The sequence below is a fragment of the Psychrobacter sp. H27 genome (assembly GCF_059072655.1).
This window is the reverse complement of the sequence record NZ_JCACRX010000001.1, coordinates 1,192,858-1,210,879: the sequence shown is the minus strand read 5'-3', so window position 1 is coordinate 1,210,879 and position 18,022 is coordinate 1,192,858. Positions and strand designations below refer to the sequence as shown.

Below are 18,022 nucleotides of genomic sequence, written 5' to 3'. Positions count from 1 at the left end.
ACAGCGAATAAGTACGGCGCAGCCTTTTAGCAGTATGAAAATAAACACAAGTATTGAGAGTAACTATGGCATTTCAATTGGGTGATGATGATGTACGCAGCATGGATGAGATGAACCTCATCCCGCTCATCGATATCATGCTGGTATTGATGATTATCTTTTTATTGACCGCAACCGTACTGAACCCGACGGTGCCTTTAGATTTGCCAAAAACCAGTGCTGAGGTCAGTCAGACCCCGCCAGAAGCCATTCAAATCAGTATTGATAAGGATGCAGGACTATTTTGGGACAGCGACCCAATCAGTATGGAAGCACTAGAGACGCGTCTACAACAGCAAGGCGCAACCGACGAAGATACCCCAGTACAGTTGCGTGCAGATAAAGAAGGCAAATACGATACGGTCGCTCAAGTCTTGGCAGCGGCAAGTAACGCTGGACTAACCAAAATTGCTTTCGTCAATGAATAGTCTTGGTACTCAATAGCGGTGGATAGGCAGTAGATGTCGTGCTTATAAAAGCTATGATGCTCATAAAAGCTGCGGCTATTTGTGCATCATAGTTGTGGCTCATAATGTCTACAAAGTGCAATATCTAAAAAAAAACGTCGATAATAAAGCGCCATATCGATGTTAAAGTGTTTGGTGACACAGCACATGGTCATAACAAAAAGCGGGCTAGATAGAACAAAAAGCCAATCAGTAGAACAACCATAACCGCAATAAAAAGAACAATTAAAATAATAAGTTTTTCTCCAACCTCATTGACGACTTAAACCTCAAATTAAGTCATCAGTGAGGTTTTCTTTTTACTAGCCATTTACCAGCCATAACCAAATGGGCGATAGCCGTAGCCGAAGACCCCATGTCCATAGCCAAATGGGTAAGGCGATCGCAAGTAGTCTAGATCGCGCTGACGAATATAGTAGTAGCGCCCTTGAGAATAAGCCTCTTCTAATTTCTCGATACCCTCTAGTGGACAGACAGGCTGCCAATCATAACCTTCGCGGCCAATCTTATAGGCGTTTAGCTCGGTACAGTAGTTTTTGAGCCCTTGCTGTCGTCCTTGTTCCCACTGTATGCGGTTGGGACTAGCGCCGCCTACGCTGGTGCAGCTGTTGGTATAGTGACCGAAGTGAGCACCTGAGCGCCCTTGTAGACCATCAGCATAACCAACGTCCTGCCAGTTGCTGCTTTGACATTGTTGGGGCGTCAGGTTTTGGGTGGTGGCACAGCCCGATAATGTCAGTACAACGGCACCGAACAATGACAGGCTCATACCCGTTTTGCTCATAAGTCTACTGGTCAGCTTGCGAGCGTTACTAGCATTAGAAGCGCTCGATGCGTTCGACTTGATAAGATAATTCATAATAAACCTGCGCGCGTTTAAAATTATGGTTTATCATAGCACTTTTTTGCGCCGACCACGTTTCGTATCTGGTTTTTGTATAGGACTATGATACGTATATCCACGTATGCTAAATAGTTGATTTAACAGTGTAATTAATGAATAGGTAGTGAGGTGTGACGCTGTCTGTTGCGCCATGGATGAGCTACTATGCTTGATTTTTCAGGGTTTGGGCTCATTATAAGCTTTGCTGTATTGTTATCTGTTATTCGGTATTGAGCAGGTAAGATAATATTGTCTTGCTTATGCATTAGCTATTTATAAGACAGTGGTGTTCAGGCTGAGCATAGCTAGCAGTGGTTATACTTATATTATTTAGCTTCACTTTTATTTAGTCAAAAGGTCAGAGCCTCATGGGAACATTGATTGGTATTGTCATTGTACTATTCGTATTAGGGAGTATGATGGCGCTCAAACCGAACGGTATCGATCAGCGTTTGGATAAGCTGCGTATGACCGCGCGCCGGTTAGAGTTAAACCCAAAGCTCGTTACTTGTCCTGATTGGATAAAGGGGAAGGATAATGAGTATGGTCGCGGTATGCTTGGGCAATATTGCCTGATATTAGAAGAGACCAAGCTGCCGCACACCCGTTATCAAGTGATTGATGGGCAGTGGCGCCCAGACAGCAGCTTTGTCGATACCAGTACTGACGACAAGATACTAACTATTCCAAGTGCCATTCGCGGCACTCAAAGCAAGAACGTAACGGTCAGTAAGACCAATTTTAGTCTCGACAAAGCGTCATTAGATTTGCCAGTAAGTATTGAGCCGTTTGTTAAAGGGCTATTGACCAAAGCGAATAGTATTGTCATCTATTGGGAAGACGTTGCGTATGTGCGTCCATCATCTAATCCTGCGTATCAGCAAAAAATGATTGAGGCAGATCTGCTAGTGCTCAAAGCAAACCTTGAGAAATGGGCACTACAAATGCAGCAGCAGTCATAAACCTAGTAAAGCATTTGTTTGTCTCCATTAAGAGCAATATATGTGCGATTCGTCATATTCAATTTATTTAAAGTTGACATTCTGACGCTTAGCAGTGTAACGTCTTTATAACTATATCTTTATTTTATGGTTATAATTTGTTTTATAACCTTTTTTATTAGCAGCACTTATTACTATAAATCGCTGAACCATAGCAAAACTATGAGTATCTGCTTCCATAAATCACCGTGCTGCTAAATTTACTTTTAATCTACTTATATTATGGTGTCGTCAAATATGGCAAAAACCACAACCAAAAAAGCCGCAGCATCGACTGCTGATAGCCCGAAGGGTAAGTCTTTGGTGATCGTAGAATCACCAGCCAAGGCAAAAACGATCAATAAATACCTTGGTAATGACTTTGTCGTACGTTCAAGTATCGGTCACGTCCGCGATTTGCCAGTCAGTGCAAGTAAGAGCGCAAAGAAAGCGACAACTGCCAAAAAAGATGACAGTCTGACGAAAGAAGAAAAAGCACAGCAAGCACTGGTACGCCGTATGGGCGTAGATCCAGAGCATGATTGGGCGGCAGTTTATGAAGTACTGCCCAATAAAACCAAAGTCATCAAAGAGCTCAAAGCTCTGGCTAAAGACGCTGACAAAATCTATCTGGCAACGGATATGGATAGAGAAGGGGAAGCGATTGCTTGGCATCTAAAAGAAGTCATTGGTGGTCCTGATAGCAAATACCAGCGTGTGGTGTTTAATGAGATTACCAAATCTGCCATCCAAAATGCCTTTAAACAACCATCAAAGCTCGATATCGATCGTGTGAACGCACAGCAAGCGCGCAGGTTCTTGGACCGTGTGGTTGGGTTTATGGTATCGCCGCTGCTATGGCAAAAGATTGCCCGCGGACTATCAGCCGGCCGTGTACAGTCAGTCGCTATGCGTTTGGTTGTCGAGCGTGAGCATGAGATTCGTGCGTTCATTCCAGAAGAGTACTGGCAGATTCATGCCGATACGCACATTGCCAGTGACAAAGCCAAGAAAACCTCAGACGCTGAGCAAATCGGCATACGCTTAGAGGCAACCAAACAAGGCGGCAAAACCCTAAAACTTGGCAATAAAGAGCAGACCGATAAAGTTTTAGAGATACTCAAAGCAAGCGACTTTATTGTCAAAGAGCGTGAAGAGAAGCCAACGCAGTCACGTCCAAGTGCGCCTTTTATCACTTCGACTTTGCAGCAAGCCGCCAGCACGCGTTTGGGATTCTCTGTCAAAAAGACCATGATTTTGGCGCAGCGTCTGTATGAAGCGGGGCATATTACTTATATGCGTACCGACTCGACATTCTTGTCTGGTGATGCACTTGCTGCGGTCCGCGGTCATATCGAAGACAGCTATGGCGCAAAGTATGTGCCAGAAAAGCCAAACTTCTATGGCAACAAGCAAGGCGCACAAGAGGCGCATGAAGCGATTCGTCCCTCTAACGTCAACATGAAATCAACGCAGCTAAAAGGCGTGGAGCGCGATGCCATTCGTCTATATGAGCTGATCTGGCGTCAGTTTGTGGCGTGTCAGATGCTACCTGCCAAATATCTATCAGTGAACCTGTTTGTTGGTGCCGATAATGTTGAGCTAAAAGCCCGTGGTCGTACCATGGTATTTGATGGCTATACAAAAGTGATGCCACCAGCCAAGACTGACGATACCTTATTGCCCGATGTCAAAAAAGGCGATAAGTTAAACCTAGATAAACTAGATCCAAGTCAGCACTTTACCAAGCCTGCGCCGCGCTATACCGAAGCGAGTCTGGTCAAGGAGCTTGAGAAAAAAGGTATCGGTCGTCCATCGACTTATGCTTCAATCATCTCAACCATTCAAGATCGCGGTTATGTGAAGCTTGAGAATAAGCGCCTGTTTGCCGAAAAAATGGGTGATATCGTCACGGATAGATTGACGGCTAGCTTCCCAGACTTAATGGACTATACCTTTACTGCGGCGTTAGAAGACAAGCTCGATCATGTGGCAGAAGGTGATCAAGATTGGAAAGATGTGCTCGATAATTTCTATGGCGAGTTCAAAACAACGCTTGAGCGTGCCAAAGAAAAAGACGGTATGCGTCCAAATGATCCAACTGATGTGCCAGATGTTCACTGTGATATTTGTGATCGTCCGATGCAGCTGCGTACAGGTTCAACTGGTGTATTCTTAGGCTGTACGGGCTACAACTTGCCGCCAAAAGAGCGCTGTAAAGGCACCAAAAACTTGATGCCTGTTGAAGCGTTTGCCAACTTGGATGATCCAGAAGGTGATGATGAAGCGGCAGAAGTTAAAGATTTGATGGAGAAAAAACGCTGTCCAAAATGCGGCACAGCGATGAATGGTTATATCGTTGATGGTGGTCTCAAATTACACATTTGTGGCAACAATCCTGATTGCGATGGATACATCCTAGAAGAAGGTAAATTTGAAGTACCCGGCTCAGATGCGCCAACCATCGACTGTAACAAGTGTGATGGGCAAATGGAGCTAAAGACAGGTCGCTTTGGTCCTTACTTTGCTTGTCAGAATTGCGACAACACACGCAAGGTACTAAAGACAGGCGAAGCTGCGCCGCCGCGTATGGATCCAATCCATCTGCCAGAGCTCAAGTCGACCAAGCATGATGATTACTTCATCTTGCGTGAAGGGGCGGCTGGCATGTTCCTTGCGGCTTCTAAGTTCCCAAAAGTGCGTGAGACCCGCGCACCAAAGCTTGCTGAGCTACGCGATGTTAAAGATAAAATGGAAGATAAGTTCCAGTATCTGTTCGCAGGGCCAGATGAAGATCCAGATGGTAATCCAACTATTTTGCGCTGGTCACGTAAGAAAAAAGAGCAGTATATCGGCTCTGAAAAGAATGGCAAAGCCACACGCTGGGGTGTGTACTGGCGTAAAGGCGAGTGGGTAGAAGAATAAGTTTTTCTATCGAGCATAAAAAAGACCTCTTAGATGCTAAGAGGTCTTTTTGTGCTATCCATAATAGCTAAGTGTAGATGCTATTAGTTCTTTTCGATAATACCACAAGCAACGCGATCGCCTGCATCACCTGCTGGCTGGCTGGTATAGTCATCAGTACCAGCATGAACGATAAAGGCTAAGCGATTGACGCTATATTTACCTGCTTCATCAGCAGTGATCTTTTTGTTTACATAATTAATAGTAGCGACGCCGTCTTCATTGGCTGTCAAGTTAGGCAAGTCGCCTGCATGACCATTCATATCATCTGGATTAGAGTGTGGGTTGTTGTCAGGGTTGAAGTGGCCACCTGCCGCTTTACCCATGTCGGCACAGCTGCCTGTTTCATGAATATGGAGCGCGACTGTTTGGCCTGGTTGTAAGTTCATTAGCTTACCATAGACCTGTACACCGCCATCGACAGGACGTAGAAAGACTTGGCCGACTTCTTTTTTGTCACCGCTTACTGTGTTGATGGTTGATTTTAGGGTAGGCTGCGCCAAAGGGTTACCCGTTTGCATTTGGTCTTGTACCGTTTGGCAACCAGTCATCGCCAACGCTGATCCACATAGTAGGGCACTTGCTAGCATTGTCTTATTCATTATTATCTCCGATTGTTTTATTCATTATTGTAATTATCGTCATTGTAGCTGTCGTCAAAGTTACAAATATTCAGAACTGTTTTTGTATTAAAACAAGTATCAATATTCGTTAACAACAGGGTCAGTATAGCCAAGCGATGCTTGTAGTTATTCATCAAATGCGCAACAATCAGTTAATATATGTAAGTTTCGTATGGGTTTACAAAATCAGATGGCACAAAAAACTTACGAAATTAATTGAATAACAAAATACATTGGACTACTCAAAAAACACGAGTTGGTAATGAATAAGCTATTAGTAAACGAACGGCTAATAAGCATAAAAAAGCCACCCATCATTGTGATGAGCGGCTTTTTGCTTTTTCGAGTTAACTAACCAATACGCAATTAGTTATGTAGCGCTTTACCTGAGGTTTTATCAACCGTTACTTTTGCAGGCTTCAGTGGCTTTGGCATACTGACCAAGGCAACCTTTAATATCTCTTCAATCGTAGCGACTGGTTGAATGGTCAAACCTTCTTTGACGTTATCAGGAATATCCGCCAAATCACGCTCATTGGTTGCTGGGATCAAGACGTGCTTGATGCCGCCGCGATGCGCTGCAAGTAGCTTCTCTTTGAGACCACCGATACGTAGGATCTTACCACGCAAGGTAATCTCACCTGTCATCGCGATATCTGGACGAATAGCAATCCCCGTCATTGCAGATACCAATGCTGTCGTTAATGCACCACCAGCAGAAGGACCATCTTTTGGCGTCGCGCCTTCTGGCATATGCACGTGAATGTCCGTGGTTTTGACCGTCTCGTAATCGATACCGAGGCTTTCACCGCGAGCACGTACCACGCTCATAGCCGCACGAATCGACTCTTTCATCACATCTCCTAGTGAACCGGTAAAGCTAAGTTCGCCTTTACCTTTCATAGCGACCGCTTCAATAGTGAGCAGCTCACCACCGACCTGTGTCCACGCCAGACCAGTGATACGACCGATCTCAGGCTCTTCTTCTGCTAGGCCGTAGTCATACTGATGCACGCCTAGATAGTCATCAATGTTCTTGTCATCAACTGTGACGAGCTGACGTTCCGCTTTTTTCGGAGCACGCGCGCCGTGGTTTTCAACTGAACCGCGAACTACTTTGCGGCAGATTTTATTGACTTCACGCTCAAGGTTACGCACACCTGCTTCACGCGTGTAACTACGGACGATACTATGTAATGCCGCCTCAACAATCTCAATCTCACCTTCTTTGAGACCATTTTGCTTAATTGCTTTTGGTACCAGGTACTTCTGCGCGATATTGACCTTTTCTTCTTCGGTATAACCCGGCAGACGAATGACTTCCATACGGTCAAGCAGGGCAGGAGGAATATCCATGCTGTTGGCAGTACAGATAAACATCACTTGCGATAGATCTAAGTCCATATCTAAGTAATGGTCGTTAAAAGTATCGTTCTGTGATGGGTCTAATACTTCAAGCAATGCCGACGCTGGATCACCACGGAAGTCTTGCGCCATCTTATCGATTTCATCCAACAAGAATAGCGGGTTTTTGACTTCTACTTTGGCCAATGACTGGACGATTTTACCTGGCATCGCACCGATATAGGTGCGGCGATGACCACGAATCTCGGCTTCATCACGGACGCCGCCAAGCGCCATACGCACAAACTTACGTCCCGTTGCACGGGCAATTGACTCACCCAATGAGGTTTTACCGACACCTGGAGGACCGACGAGGCATAGAATCGGACCACGCAGTTTTTTCACGCGTGATTGTACGGCGAGGTACTCCAAGATACGGTCTTTCACATCTTTTAGACCATAATGATCTTCGTCTAATACCGTTTTGGCTTTATCTAGATTAATAGACACTTTGGTCGTCGCATTCCACGGCGTATCTAAGATCCACTCAATATAGTTGCGTACGACTGATGACTCGCTGGACGCAGGTGGCATCATTTTGAGCTTTTTAAACTCTTGCTCTGCTTTTTTGCGTACATCGTCTGGTAGATCAGCATCTTCGAGACGTTGCTCTAGCTCAGCCACGTCATCTTCACCATCGAACGCACCGTCATTCATATCTGACAGCTCATTTTTGATGGCTTTCATCTTCTCGTTCAAGAAGTATTCGCGCTGATTGTCTTCCATCTGCTGACGAACCGCATCTTGAATGTCTTGTTCGATGTTTTGCTCAGCACTTTGCTTGACCAGATATTCCGTCAAAGTGTTGATGTGTGTTTTGATATCGTTTTCTTCTAAGAACGACTGCTTGATATCAAGATCCATCGACACGCGAGTTGAGATGAAATACACCAGCTCAAGCAAGTCATCAATACGCTTGGCAACGCGAGTCAGCTCACGAGCATTACGCAAACGCGCATCTGCATAGCTTTCAAACAGTGTGGTCAACGCTTGGATGGTATTTTTCTGTTGGCTCTCATCCATGCTGATATCAAGATCGGCACGCTCAAATCTTGCCATCAATAACTCGTTATGGCCCTCTATGTTGTCGACACGGGCGCGATATTGACCTTCGATCAGTACTTTAATGCAGTTCTCATCGCTATCGTGCGGCATAGTGCTGACGATGCGGCACACCGTACCGTATTGATACAAGTTGTCTTGATCAATGTCTTCGGTCAGTGAGTCTTTTTGGGCGACGACCAGTACCTTATTGCCATACTCAGCTTGTGCCAGCTCAACAGCTTTTACAGACGGTGCGCGTCCTACAAACAAGGCAATCTGCATGTGCGGATAGACGACGACATCGCGTAATGCCAGTAGTGGCAGATAGCTTTCGTCTTGATCATCGTTTGCTTTTTTGTTGTCAGTATCAGTAAGCGTACTGCCATCAAGATCAGTATCTTTGGCATCAGTCGTTGCTGCTTCTTGCGTATCAGTTGACGAGGTATCTGCCTCGTTGTTTTCTACGTCAGTTGTTGAAACGTCAACATCAATGTCGATATTGTCTTGGGTTATTTTATGTTCACTCATATATTCTTCCTCGTTCCCCAGACTTGTAAAGTCAAGTTCGTGGTTCATGTTTAGATAAATGGTGTCCGCATATAAAATTGCAAGGCTTGGTGGCAAAGTCGTCTGCTTATCTTTGTTAAATAATCATTATGTGTTGATGTCTACTTGGTTCTATACGTGGGCTTTGCACCCAAAATAAGGTAAACTGGCGCGCGTCTAAAAACACGTCTAAAAAAGCACTAATACGGAAGCATTTTGGACGGCATAGCGCTATTCATCAGTTGCAATATTCATAGGTCTAAATAAGACCAAAGTACAAAAAACAAGGGGCAATACATGGCCATCAATGCGGTACTGCTGGCAGTTATCATTATGCTAGGGCTGTCACTGTCGCGAGTGCACGTAGTGCTCAGTTTATTAATCGGGGCATTGGCAGGTGGGCTATTGGCGGGTCTTGGTATCACCGATACGTTAGACGCCTTTCAAGAAGGGATTCGTAATGGCGCACAGATTGCGCTATCGTATGCTTTGCTGGGAGCTTTTGCAGTAGCGATTGCGCATTCAGGCTTGCCGCAGTCGTTGGCAGGGGCGGTGATTAGACGCATTGATGCTGCTGGTACGAGTGGCATGATTAAGTATATGCTGTTTGCAGGTCTTATCACCATGAGCTGCTTTAGCCAAAACTTAATCCCTATTCATATTGCCTTCATTCCGCTACTGGTACCGCCATTACTACTGGCGTTCAACCGTATGCACATTGATAGACGCCTGATTGCCTGTTTGATTACGTTTGGACTGGTTACCACCTATATGTTTATCCCTTATGGATTTGGTGATATTTACCTCAATCAGATTATGCTAAAAAACGTGGGTGAAGCGGGTATTGATGTTGGTAATATCTCTGTGGTGAAGGCCATGGCGATTCCTGCGCTCGGCATGCTACTTGGTCTGCTAGTCGCTGTATTCTTTAGCTACCGTAAGCCGCGCGAGTATCAGCAGATAGCGATAGACAAACAAGCGCATGATGCGGCTGTCGAAGGGGATGCCCTAAGCAAAACCGCAGCTGACGCTCAGTCACAAAGTAAGCTAAAAACGCTAGTCGCACTGGCTGCTATTGTTACTGCTTTTGTGGTGCAGCTTTATACCGACTCGCTACTGCTCGGCTCGATGTTTGGCTTTGGTGTATTTATGGCGACGGGCGTGGTGAAATGGCATGAGGCTGATGGCGTCTTTAATGACGGTATCAAGCTGATGGCGATGATTGGCTTTATTATGATTACGGCGCAGGGCTTCGCTGAAGTGATGAAAGCCACTGAGCAGATTCAGCCACTCGTTGATGGGGCGGCGTCACTGTTCGGTGGTAACAAAGCGATGGCGGCGTTTATCATGCTCCTCATTGGTCTGATTGTGACCATGGGTATCGGCTCGTCCTTCTCGACCATTCCTATTTTGGCCGCGATTTATGTGCCGCTATGTATCTCTTTGGGGTTCTCGCCACTCGCAACCGTTGCGATTATTGGTACGGCTGGTGCGCTGGGTGATGCCGGTTCGCCTGCGTCAGATTCGACATTGGGACCAACCTCTGGTCTTAATATTGATGGACAGCATGACCATATCAAAGACAGTGTGGTGCCGACATTCTTGCACTATAACATTCCGCTACTGGCATTTGGTTGGATTGCGGCGATGGTGTTGTAATAAATGATTTGAATGGTTATGTTTGATAAGAAGGGTGGGTATGGCAACTATCACGAATAGCAGCTATGCTCGCCCTTTTTCTATCTCTACTAATCGCTCAATCGATGCGTTTTCTAATAATCTTCATCAAAATCCTTAATCTCACCATTCAAGCTACCCAAAAACGCATCACTGTCCGCCAGCAACGCATTTAAGCGTTCTTCACTAACGAGCCGTGCCATCTCATCAGCGCTAAAGGGTTGCTCTTGACTGTAGTAACGTTGCACCCTAGCGTCCTCATTGCCTAATGTTTGCAAATACTCATCCACACTGTCTGCACTGGAATCAGCAGCGCTAGAGTCTTTTTTATCAGACTGTTTATTGTTATCACTCATCAAAACCACCTTATGCTGCTTGGCGTAATTAAGCCATCTAACGGCACATCCCACGGCTGACGTTGTAACGCTTCAACCACCTGAAAATCATAACACCAGCCAATTTTAAGCGGTCTTGACGCCCCTGAGCGATAGCTTTTGCCAAGTGTCGTATCATAAAAACCGCCACCCATGCCCATGCGGTTGCCGTGATTATCTACCGCGACTAACGGACAGATAATAACGTCTAATTCGTGCGCCCACAGCAAACGACGATGATGATTTTGCTTCATACCCAAACGATGAATACGGGTTGGTACGTTGACGAGTTTTGAATGATAAACAGGCACAAAACGCAACCGTTTATCATCACTGCCGAGCGAACCAACCACAGGTAAATAAGGTAAATAGCCTAAGCGTCTGCACCAATCCAGCAGTGGCTGAGTGGGCAACTCACCAAAACCGTCATAATATAACCCAATACGCGCATTTTTTGGCAATCGCTGCTGTAACTTAGACAGATTCAAGCTCGCTGCTTGCCCCATATTCCTACGCGCGCTTTCACTTAACTGGCGACGCTGGCGAGTAAAGTGCCGTCTAGGTGGATTACTTAGTGTGGGTTCTTGTAAATTAAGCGTTTTTGGCTCAGCGGGTATTGTTTCAGAGTGCATAAGTAGACTATCCAATGAGATATCAGATTGATAAAGGGCGCTTTTAGACATTCGTTTTTAGGCATTGACCAAGGCAATTTGTGAATATTCAACACGCCCTAGTCATGCTATCATAACGCCACTTTATATCGTATTCTCCTTTATGTGCAGCAGATGTTGCATTTTTTAGAGCAGTCATAAAACAACAAACCAGTTAAGAGGGTAGTTATGTCGACACAGAATCAGGCAACTCGTACCGAAAAAGATACCATGGGTAACGTAGAAGTCCCAGCTGATGCTTATTGGGGCGCGCAAACTCAGCGTAGCCGCGAAAACTTCAAAATCGGTGGCGAGACATTGCCGCGTCCAATGATTGAAGCGATGGCGCTGGTCAAAAAAGCCGCTGCGATTACCAACGCGAGCCTAGAGCGTATTGAAGGCGACAAGCGTGATCTCATCGTACAAGCCGCTGACGAAATCATCAATGGTGGTCTGGTCGATCAGTTCCCATTGGTTGTATGGCAGACAGGTTCTGGCACCCAGTCAAACATGAACATGAACGAAGTGCTTGCTAACCGTGCCAACGAAATCGCGGGTTCTGAGCGTGGCAGCTACACGCCAATTCACCCAAATGACCATGTGAATCATGCACAGTCTACCAACGACAGCTTCCCAACGGCGATTCGGGTGGCGGCTGCGCGTCAGATCAATAGCTTGTTGATCCCAGCGGTACAAGCATTGCGTGATACTTTGGACAAAAAAGCAAAAGAATTCGACAGCATCGTAAAAATCGGTCGTACGCATCTACAAGACGCCACGCCATTGACCCTAGGTCAAGAGTTTAGCGGCTATGTGAGCCAACTTGATCATGCATTGACTCGTATCGACAACGCGCTACAAGGTCTATATGAGTTGCCACTAGGTGGTACTGCGGTTGGTACTGGTCTAAACGCCCATCCTGACTATGCGGTAAAATCAGCTGAGCAACTATCAACGTTGACTGGTTTGCCATTTGTCACGTCACCAAACAAATTTGAAGCACTAGCCGCTCGTGATGCCGAAGTATTTGCGTCAGGCGCATTAAAAACGCTAGCGGCTAGCTTAAACAAAATCGCGAATGACGTACGTTGGTTAGCATCTGGCCCTCGTTGTGGTCTTGGTGAGTTGACGATTCCTGAAAATGAGCCAGGCTCATCTATCATGCCGGGTAAAGTAAACCCAACGCAGTCAGAAGCAATGACGATGGTTGTCGCTCAGGTCATGGGTAACGACACAACTATCAGCATGGCTGGCGCATCAGGTAACTTTGAGCTAAATGTGTATAAGCCAGTTATCGCGTTTAACTTATTGCAGTCTATTAAACTGCTTGGCGATGCGTGCAACAGCTTTAACGAAAACTGTGCCGTTGGTATCGAGCCAGTAAAAGACAAAATTGATGACTTCTTGCACAACTCATTGATGCTAGTGACGTCATTGAATCGTCATGTTGGTTATGAAAATGCAGCAAAAATCGCTAAGACAGCTTATAAAGAAAACAAAACTTTGAAGCAAGTGGCGGTTGAGCTAGAGCTGTTAACTGAAGCGCAGTTCGATGAGTGGGTCATCCCTGCTGATATGGTACATCCTAAGTAAGCAGTAGACCAAATAGTGTCCTGCTACGGCGTCAGACTTGCCTAATGTACGCCTGGTATAATGTGCAGTTGTATTTGTTGTAGCAGCATCATATTTGTTCCACTGAGAATTTAGAAATAAAAAGACCTTGTCACTTCTTATATTAGAATGTGGCAAGGTCTTTTTTTTTGTTCACATTTCAATAGCTAGTTCTAGATTTGCACTTTTATCTATTAATATATGAGGTAATGTTCATATTATAAAGCCCGATTAATGTTCATAAGTATATGATATAAATGTTAGTATCTTAGAAAGACCGATTATTAAACCAATAAGGAGTTAAGATGACTAAAACTGATCATATAGAAATACAATGTCCTCAATGTGGGCATAATGAGTTTGAGCATCCAGAGAAATTACAAGATAATGATTTTGTGAAGTGCAATAGTTGTCATTTTGAAATCATGTTAGCTGATTTAAAAGAAGTTGGTTTCGAGCAGGCGAAAGATGTAGCAATACCTGAAGCGAAAGTAGAAGCAGAGAAAATATTTAAAAATTTATTTAAGGGCTTCAAATGAGCAAATTTGAAGTTTTAAGTCTAATAATCTCTATTTTAGCAGCAATAATTTCAACTATTTCTTTAGTTCGTACAAGAGAGCTAGCTAAGGAACAGTTAGAACTTGAAAGAGTAACTGCAGAGTTATCTCGGCTTCAGATAGAAAGTATTACTGAACAAAAAACAGAAAAAACGAAGCCTAAATTTAATGTGAGCCTGACTAAGTTAGGAAAGTCTTACAATTTCTATATTTCTAATACAGGACAGGGTAGTGCATATAATGTTCATTTTGAATTGATTGACTGCGAAGACAGCCCTCTATTTGATACCGAGTTATCAGAAATATTTCCTTACCAAGAAATGAAACCAAGTTCAAGAATTAAGCTTCTAGCATCCTTACATATGAATAGTCCTAGCAAATATCAGTCTATGGTGAGTTGGGAGGACGTAAGTGGTAAAAAACATGAGGAGATATTTTGGACTTCTTTGTAATAAATACGATCATGTATGTCTTTCAAGTCGATTTTCTTTGCATATAAGTTTGAACTAGAATATATTTTTTTCATTGATACTAATTTATAGGAATATATAACAGGTATATGTTCTAAGAGCATATAACTCATAGGCTCGTTGGGTATGCTTTTATCTACATTCAAAGCTGAAAAAGACCTTACCACATCACGCAGTAAGGTCTTTTTTATCAAAAATTCAGTTCTAATTAAAACTTATAAAGTAAACCAAGCGTGGTCGTTGACTCAGTGCGTGAGTCCACCATTGGGCTATCGTACTGCTCATTGGGTACATAGCTCACGCTTTGATTGGCAAACCCTGCCCATTTATCACTGAAGTCATAGTTGGCACTAACGCTGACATACGGATTCAAACTCGAGTTAGACTTATAAGCGGCAATGCCCGTTTCTGCTGACTCTTCTTCACTGACGCCGTAGTAGTATTCGTTATAGTCAGCATCATGATACTCAAAACCGATGCTTGGATAGACGGTGAGCTTTCCTTTGCTGATTCTAGCAAGGTAGGTCAAACGACCAGAGTTACCGCCACTACGGTCCAACACATCGGTGTCAAACTGAGCACGTATACCGCCAATAGGGGTGCGGCGCAGATAGCTCAGACCAGCCGCTGCTGAGAGTTTGCGCTCATCGAGACCTTGTAAGTCACCGTTGGCGTCGTCAGGGTCGAAGCTATTGCCCGATGGCTGCGCATAGATAGACAGCTCATTGGTACCATCATTGACTAAGTACGCGCCAGCTTGGGCACCGCGAGCATAGAACTTATTATTGTCATAAAAGATACCGGGCAGCACACGTACTTCCGTGCTGTCTTCTAGATCATAGGATGAGTTAACTGCCATCACATTGACCCCAACGCTCAGCTCAGCGTCTTGATCAGCAGGTAGGTTTTTGAACAGTGCGGCATTAGAGAGGCTTGCTACACTAAATAGCGCAGTAGCAGTCAACGCGCTAAGCATAGTGCGTGTCGAGATATGAGGTAGCGCTGCAAGTTTTGACATAATTGGGTCTCGTGAGTGAGTATAGATAACTGGGTAATAGCATCAGATAAAACGTGCTCGAAAACGTTAGTGAAAAAGCGTCAATAAAAAAGCAGTAATCTAAATAAGTGGGCTGTGCGTGAGAGCTATATAGCAATGATAGTTAAGTATGAGCATTTACTCAATGGCTTTTAGTACTTGTAGCAACTGCTCATGAATATCTTGCCACCACCAGACAAATCCGATGCTGATCAGTAGCATCATAAGCCAGGGTAATAGTTGCCAAATGATTGCAGGCTTTATAGGTTCTTTAGGTGGGGCTGTGGGCTGAATAGTATTATTATGATCTGGGTCGTGTGACGCGGTATGCCTAACTGTGCTGTGATTCATGTCATTGCTACGTATATCTCGCGTACTACTATCATCGCTGTCTATCTCGGAATCATAGCGGTCTAGTGTAGGATGATGGCTATCCAACCCAGCATTTTGATTGTTAAAATCAGTATCTAGGGAAGGCAAGTGGGCATCATCACTGCTGTCATAACGACTCTGATTATCCAGTTGATCATTATATTGAGCATTGTACTGAGTGTCATATTGAGAATTGTACTTACTGTTGTACTGACCGTTATCTTGCTCCCCGTAATGATAGGTGGTTTGATAAGGGTTAGCGTTGCGCTGTTGATAAGTCGCTGTATTTTGCATTGCGACAGCCAATCGCTGACGGTAGCCAATCGCAAAAGCCAGTGCAATCACTAGACCCGTGATTGCGCCACCGATATGACCGGCATTATCAATACCTGGTACGGCAAACCCGTAGACAAGGTTGATGCCCATAATAAATATCAGGCTCTTGAGGTTAAGCACCATGCCATTGACCGATATCTTAAACAGTGCCGCGATTAATAATGCCGCCCCAATACCCATAATACCGCCAGAGGCACCAGCTGATATGCCAGGTTGTCCTGTACCGTCTATAATACCCTGCCATGTGACATAGTTATTGAGCAAATTACCACCGATAGCCGCCAACAAAAACAACGCCAAAAACTTGGCTGAGCCAAACATAGGCTCGGCAATCTGTCCAAAGAAATACATGGCAAAGCCGTTAAATAGCAGATGCATGAGACCAATATGCAAAAACGCACTGCTGACCAATCGCCACGGTTGGTCACTCATCGTAAAAGGTAGGGCGTTGGCACCCCATGAGAGCAATGCTTCAGTCGATGGGTTGTTGGCATCGACCCCCGTCACTATCTGCAAGACAAACAGCCCAATAAAGCTGGCTAATAGCAGGGTAGTGATAGGGGCTGTTTTTAATAATTGCAAAATGGTCATAAACGCAAGATATCATCAAAATATTGTATATACAGTATAAATGGTATGGCTAGATAATGTTATGCATCCGTAAATCATCATGGCACAAGTTTATATATCCTTAATGGCTGATAGCTCTTGAAACTAGCTAGCTCTTAAGAAGAGACAGTTCTTAGAGATCGGAAGTTCTTAAAAATGGATAGCTCTAAAAGTGACCAACTTTGAGATTCTCATAAGTGCCCTTTACCAAGATATCGTCCGTTACTTTATTGATATCCGTATGACCGCAGAATGCCATTGAGATATCACATTCTTTATAGATGATCTCGAGCGCTCGGCGTACACCATCTTCACCATACGCCCCTAATCCATAGAGAAAAGAGCGCCCAATCATCGTACCTTTCGCACCTAGCGCAATGGCTTTTAGCACATCTTGCCCAGAGCGGATACCACTGTCTAGCCAGACCTCGATATTACTATTTTCGGCTTGTACGGCTTGCACGATGTCTGACAGGGCCGATATAGAGGAGAGTGCGCCATCTAGTTGACGACCGCCGTGGTTTGAGACGACCAGCGCATCTGCGCCGCTGCGAGCTGCCAGAATGGCGTCTTCAGGCTCCATAATGCCTTTGATGATGAGCTTGCCGCCCCACATGTCTTTGATACGTGCGACATCGTCCCAGCTCAAGCATGGATCAAACTGCTCTTCCGTCCAAGCACTCAGAGAAGACAAGTCTTCGACACCCTTAGCATGACCCACGATGTTACCAAACGTGCGACGCTTAGTACCCAGCATATTCATACACCACTGCGGCTTGGTCATTAGGTTCATGATATTGGTAAGGGTCGGCTTGGGCGGTGCAGATAGCCCATTTTTGATGTCTTTATGACGTTGTCCCATGACCTGCAAGTCGGCAGTTAATATCAGTGCCGAACAATTGGCTTCTTTTGCCCGCCGGATCAGATTGGCGACGTAGTCTTGATCGCGCATGACATAGAGCTGAAACCAAAACGGCGCACTGGTATGCGTGGCAACATCTTCGATAGAGCAAATACTCATGGTAGAGAGTGAGAAGGGCACGCCGAACTTTTCTGCTGCGCGTGCTGCATGGATCTCGCCATCTGCCCACATCATACCCGTAAATCCTGTTGGGGCGATGGCTACTGGCATCTTGGCAGGCTCGCCAATCATATGAGTCGCCAGACTACGGTTGTCCATATCGACCAGCACCCGTTGGCGCAGCTTGATACGATCAAAGTCAGTCTCGTTACTACGATAAGTCGTCTCAGTCCATGAGCCGGAATCCACATAATCATAGAACATACGAGGTACTTTACGCTCGGCGACACGGCGTAAATCTTCGATTTCGGTTACCTTCTTTAAATCTTGCATCGTTTCTCACCACTCTATCATCGTAA

15 protein-coding genes are annotated in these 18,022 nt (G+C 44.9%); 7 read left to right on the top strand and 8 right to left on the bottom strand.

The annotated features are described in order from the left end of the window. Positions 1–65: 65 nt before the first annotated feature. Positions 66–467, top strand: coding sequence for an ExbD/TolR family protein (locus AC5JPY_RS04740; protein WP_319051290.1), 402 nt, complete (start codon positions 66–68; stop codon positions 465–467). Positions 468–816: 349 nt separating this feature from the next. Here AC5JPY_RS04740 and AC5JPY_RS04735 read toward each other — a convergent pair whose 3' ends face one another. Beyond that, positions 817–1,365 carry a DUF2799 domain-containing protein gene (locus AC5JPY_RS04735; RefSeq protein ID WP_493852248.1) on the bottom strand — a complete coding sequence of 183 codons (549 nt, stop codon included), beginning with the start codon at positions 1,363–1,365 and terminating at the stop codon, positions 817–819. A gap of 392 nt (positions 1,366–1,757) precedes the next feature. Between AC5JPY_RS04735 and AC5JPY_RS04730 the strand changes: the two genes are divergently transcribed. Both AC5JPY_RS04730 and topA read left to right on the top strand, forming a co-directional pair. Then, complete coding sequence (locus AC5JPY_RS04730) at positions 1,758–2,351, top strand: hypothetical protein (RefSeq protein WP_493852247.1); 594 nt, start codon at positions 1,758–1,760, stop codon at positions 2,349–2,351. A gap of 276 nt (positions 2,352–2,627) precedes the next feature. Further along, a complete protein-coding gene (gene topA / locus AC5JPY_RS04725; RefSeq protein WP_493852246.1) occupies positions 2,628–5,294 on the top strand; it encodes a type I DNA topoisomerase in 2,667 nt (888 codons plus the stop codon). A gap of 83 nt (positions 5,295–5,377) precedes the next feature. Here topA and AC5JPY_RS04720 read toward each other — a convergent pair whose 3' ends face one another. Together AC5JPY_RS04720 and lon are read right to left on the bottom strand one after the other, a co-directional pair. Continuing rightward, positions 5,378–5,935: a superoxide dismutase family protein gene (locus AC5JPY_RS04720; RefSeq protein ID WP_443525942.1), complete on the bottom strand. Its 558-nt coding sequence runs from the start codon at positions 5,933–5,935 to the stop codon at positions 5,378–5,380. Between the two features lie 387 nt (positions 5,936–6,322). Beyond that, positions 6,323–8,932 carry an endopeptidase La gene (gene lon, locus AC5JPY_RS04715; RefSeq protein WP_493852245.1) on the bottom strand — a complete coding sequence of 870 codons (2,610 nt, stop codon included), beginning with the start codon at positions 8,930–8,932 and terminating at the stop codon, positions 6,323–6,325. Positions 8,933–9,247: 315 nt separating this feature from the next. Between lon and AC5JPY_RS04710 the strand changes: the two genes are divergently transcribed. Beyond that, complete coding sequence (locus tag AC5JPY_RS04710; RefSeq protein ID WP_443525946.1) at positions 9,248–10,609, top strand: Na+/H+ antiporter family protein; 1,362 nt, start codon at positions 9,248–9,250, stop codon at positions 10,607–10,609. Between the two features lie 113 nt (positions 10,610–10,722). Here AC5JPY_RS04710 and AC5JPY_RS04705 read toward each other — a convergent pair whose 3' ends face one another. Next, positions 10,723–10,983: a hypothetical protein gene (locus tag AC5JPY_RS04705; RefSeq protein ID WP_443525948.1), complete on the bottom strand. Its 261-nt coding sequence runs from the start codon at positions 10,981–10,983 to the stop codon at positions 10,723–10,725. Further along, entirely contained in the window at positions 10,983–11,633 is a 651-nt protein-coding gene (locus tag AC5JPY_RS04700) for a 5-formyltetrahydrofolate cyclo-ligase (protein WP_493852244.1), read from the bottom strand. Before AC5JPY_RS04700 ends, AC5JPY_RS04705 begins: the two co-directional genes overlap by 1 nt. A gap of 207 nt (positions 11,634–11,840) precedes the next feature. On the opposite strand from AC5JPY_RS04700, the gene fumC reads away from it, so the two are divergent. The 3 genes from fumC to AC5JPY_RS04685 all read left to right on the top strand — a co-directional run bounded on the left by fumC (position 11,841) and on the right by AC5JPY_RS04685 (position 14,271). Beyond that, on the top strand, positions 11,841–13,244 hold the full coding sequence (gene fumC, locus AC5JPY_RS04695) for a class II fumarate hydratase (protein ID WP_493852243.1): 1,404 nt from the start codon (positions 11,841–11,843) through the stop codon (positions 13,242–13,244). Between the two features lie 323 nt (positions 13,245–13,567). After that, entirely contained in the window at positions 13,568–13,801 is a 234-nt protein-coding gene (locus AC5JPY_RS04690) for a hypothetical protein (protein ID WP_493852242.1), read from the top strand. Then, positions 13,798–14,271: a DUF8453 domain-containing protein gene (locus AC5JPY_RS04685; protein ID WP_493852241.1), complete on the top strand. Its 474-nt coding sequence runs from the start codon at positions 13,798–13,800 to the stop codon at positions 14,269–14,271. The genes AC5JPY_RS04690 and AC5JPY_RS04685 overlap by 4 nt, the downstream gene beginning before the upstream one ends. Before the next feature lie 226 nt (positions 14,272–14,497). On the opposite strand, the gene AC5JPY_RS04680 is transcribed toward AC5JPY_RS04685, so the two are convergent. From AC5JPY_RS04680 to AC5JPY_RS04670, 3 genes are all read right to left on the bottom strand, one after another. Continuing rightward, a complete protein-coding gene (locus AC5JPY_RS04680) occupies positions 14,498–15,307 on the bottom strand; it encodes a MipA/OmpV family protein (protein WP_493852240.1) in 810 nt (269 codons plus the stop codon). A 156-nt stretch (positions 15,308–15,463) separates the two neighbouring features. Then, positions 15,464–16,624 carry a rhomboid family intramembrane serine protease gene (locus AC5JPY_RS04675; protein ID WP_493852239.1) on the bottom strand — a complete coding sequence of 387 codons (1,161 nt, stop codon included), beginning with the start codon at positions 16,622–16,624 and terminating at the stop codon, positions 15,464–15,466. Between the two features lie 184 nt (positions 16,625–16,808). Beyond that, positions 16,809–17,996, bottom strand: coding sequence for an alpha-hydroxy acid oxidase (locus AC5JPY_RS04670; protein ID WP_493852238.1), 1,188 nt, complete (start codon positions 17,994–17,996; stop codon positions 16,809–16,811). Positions 17,997–18,022: the final 26 nt, after the last annotated feature.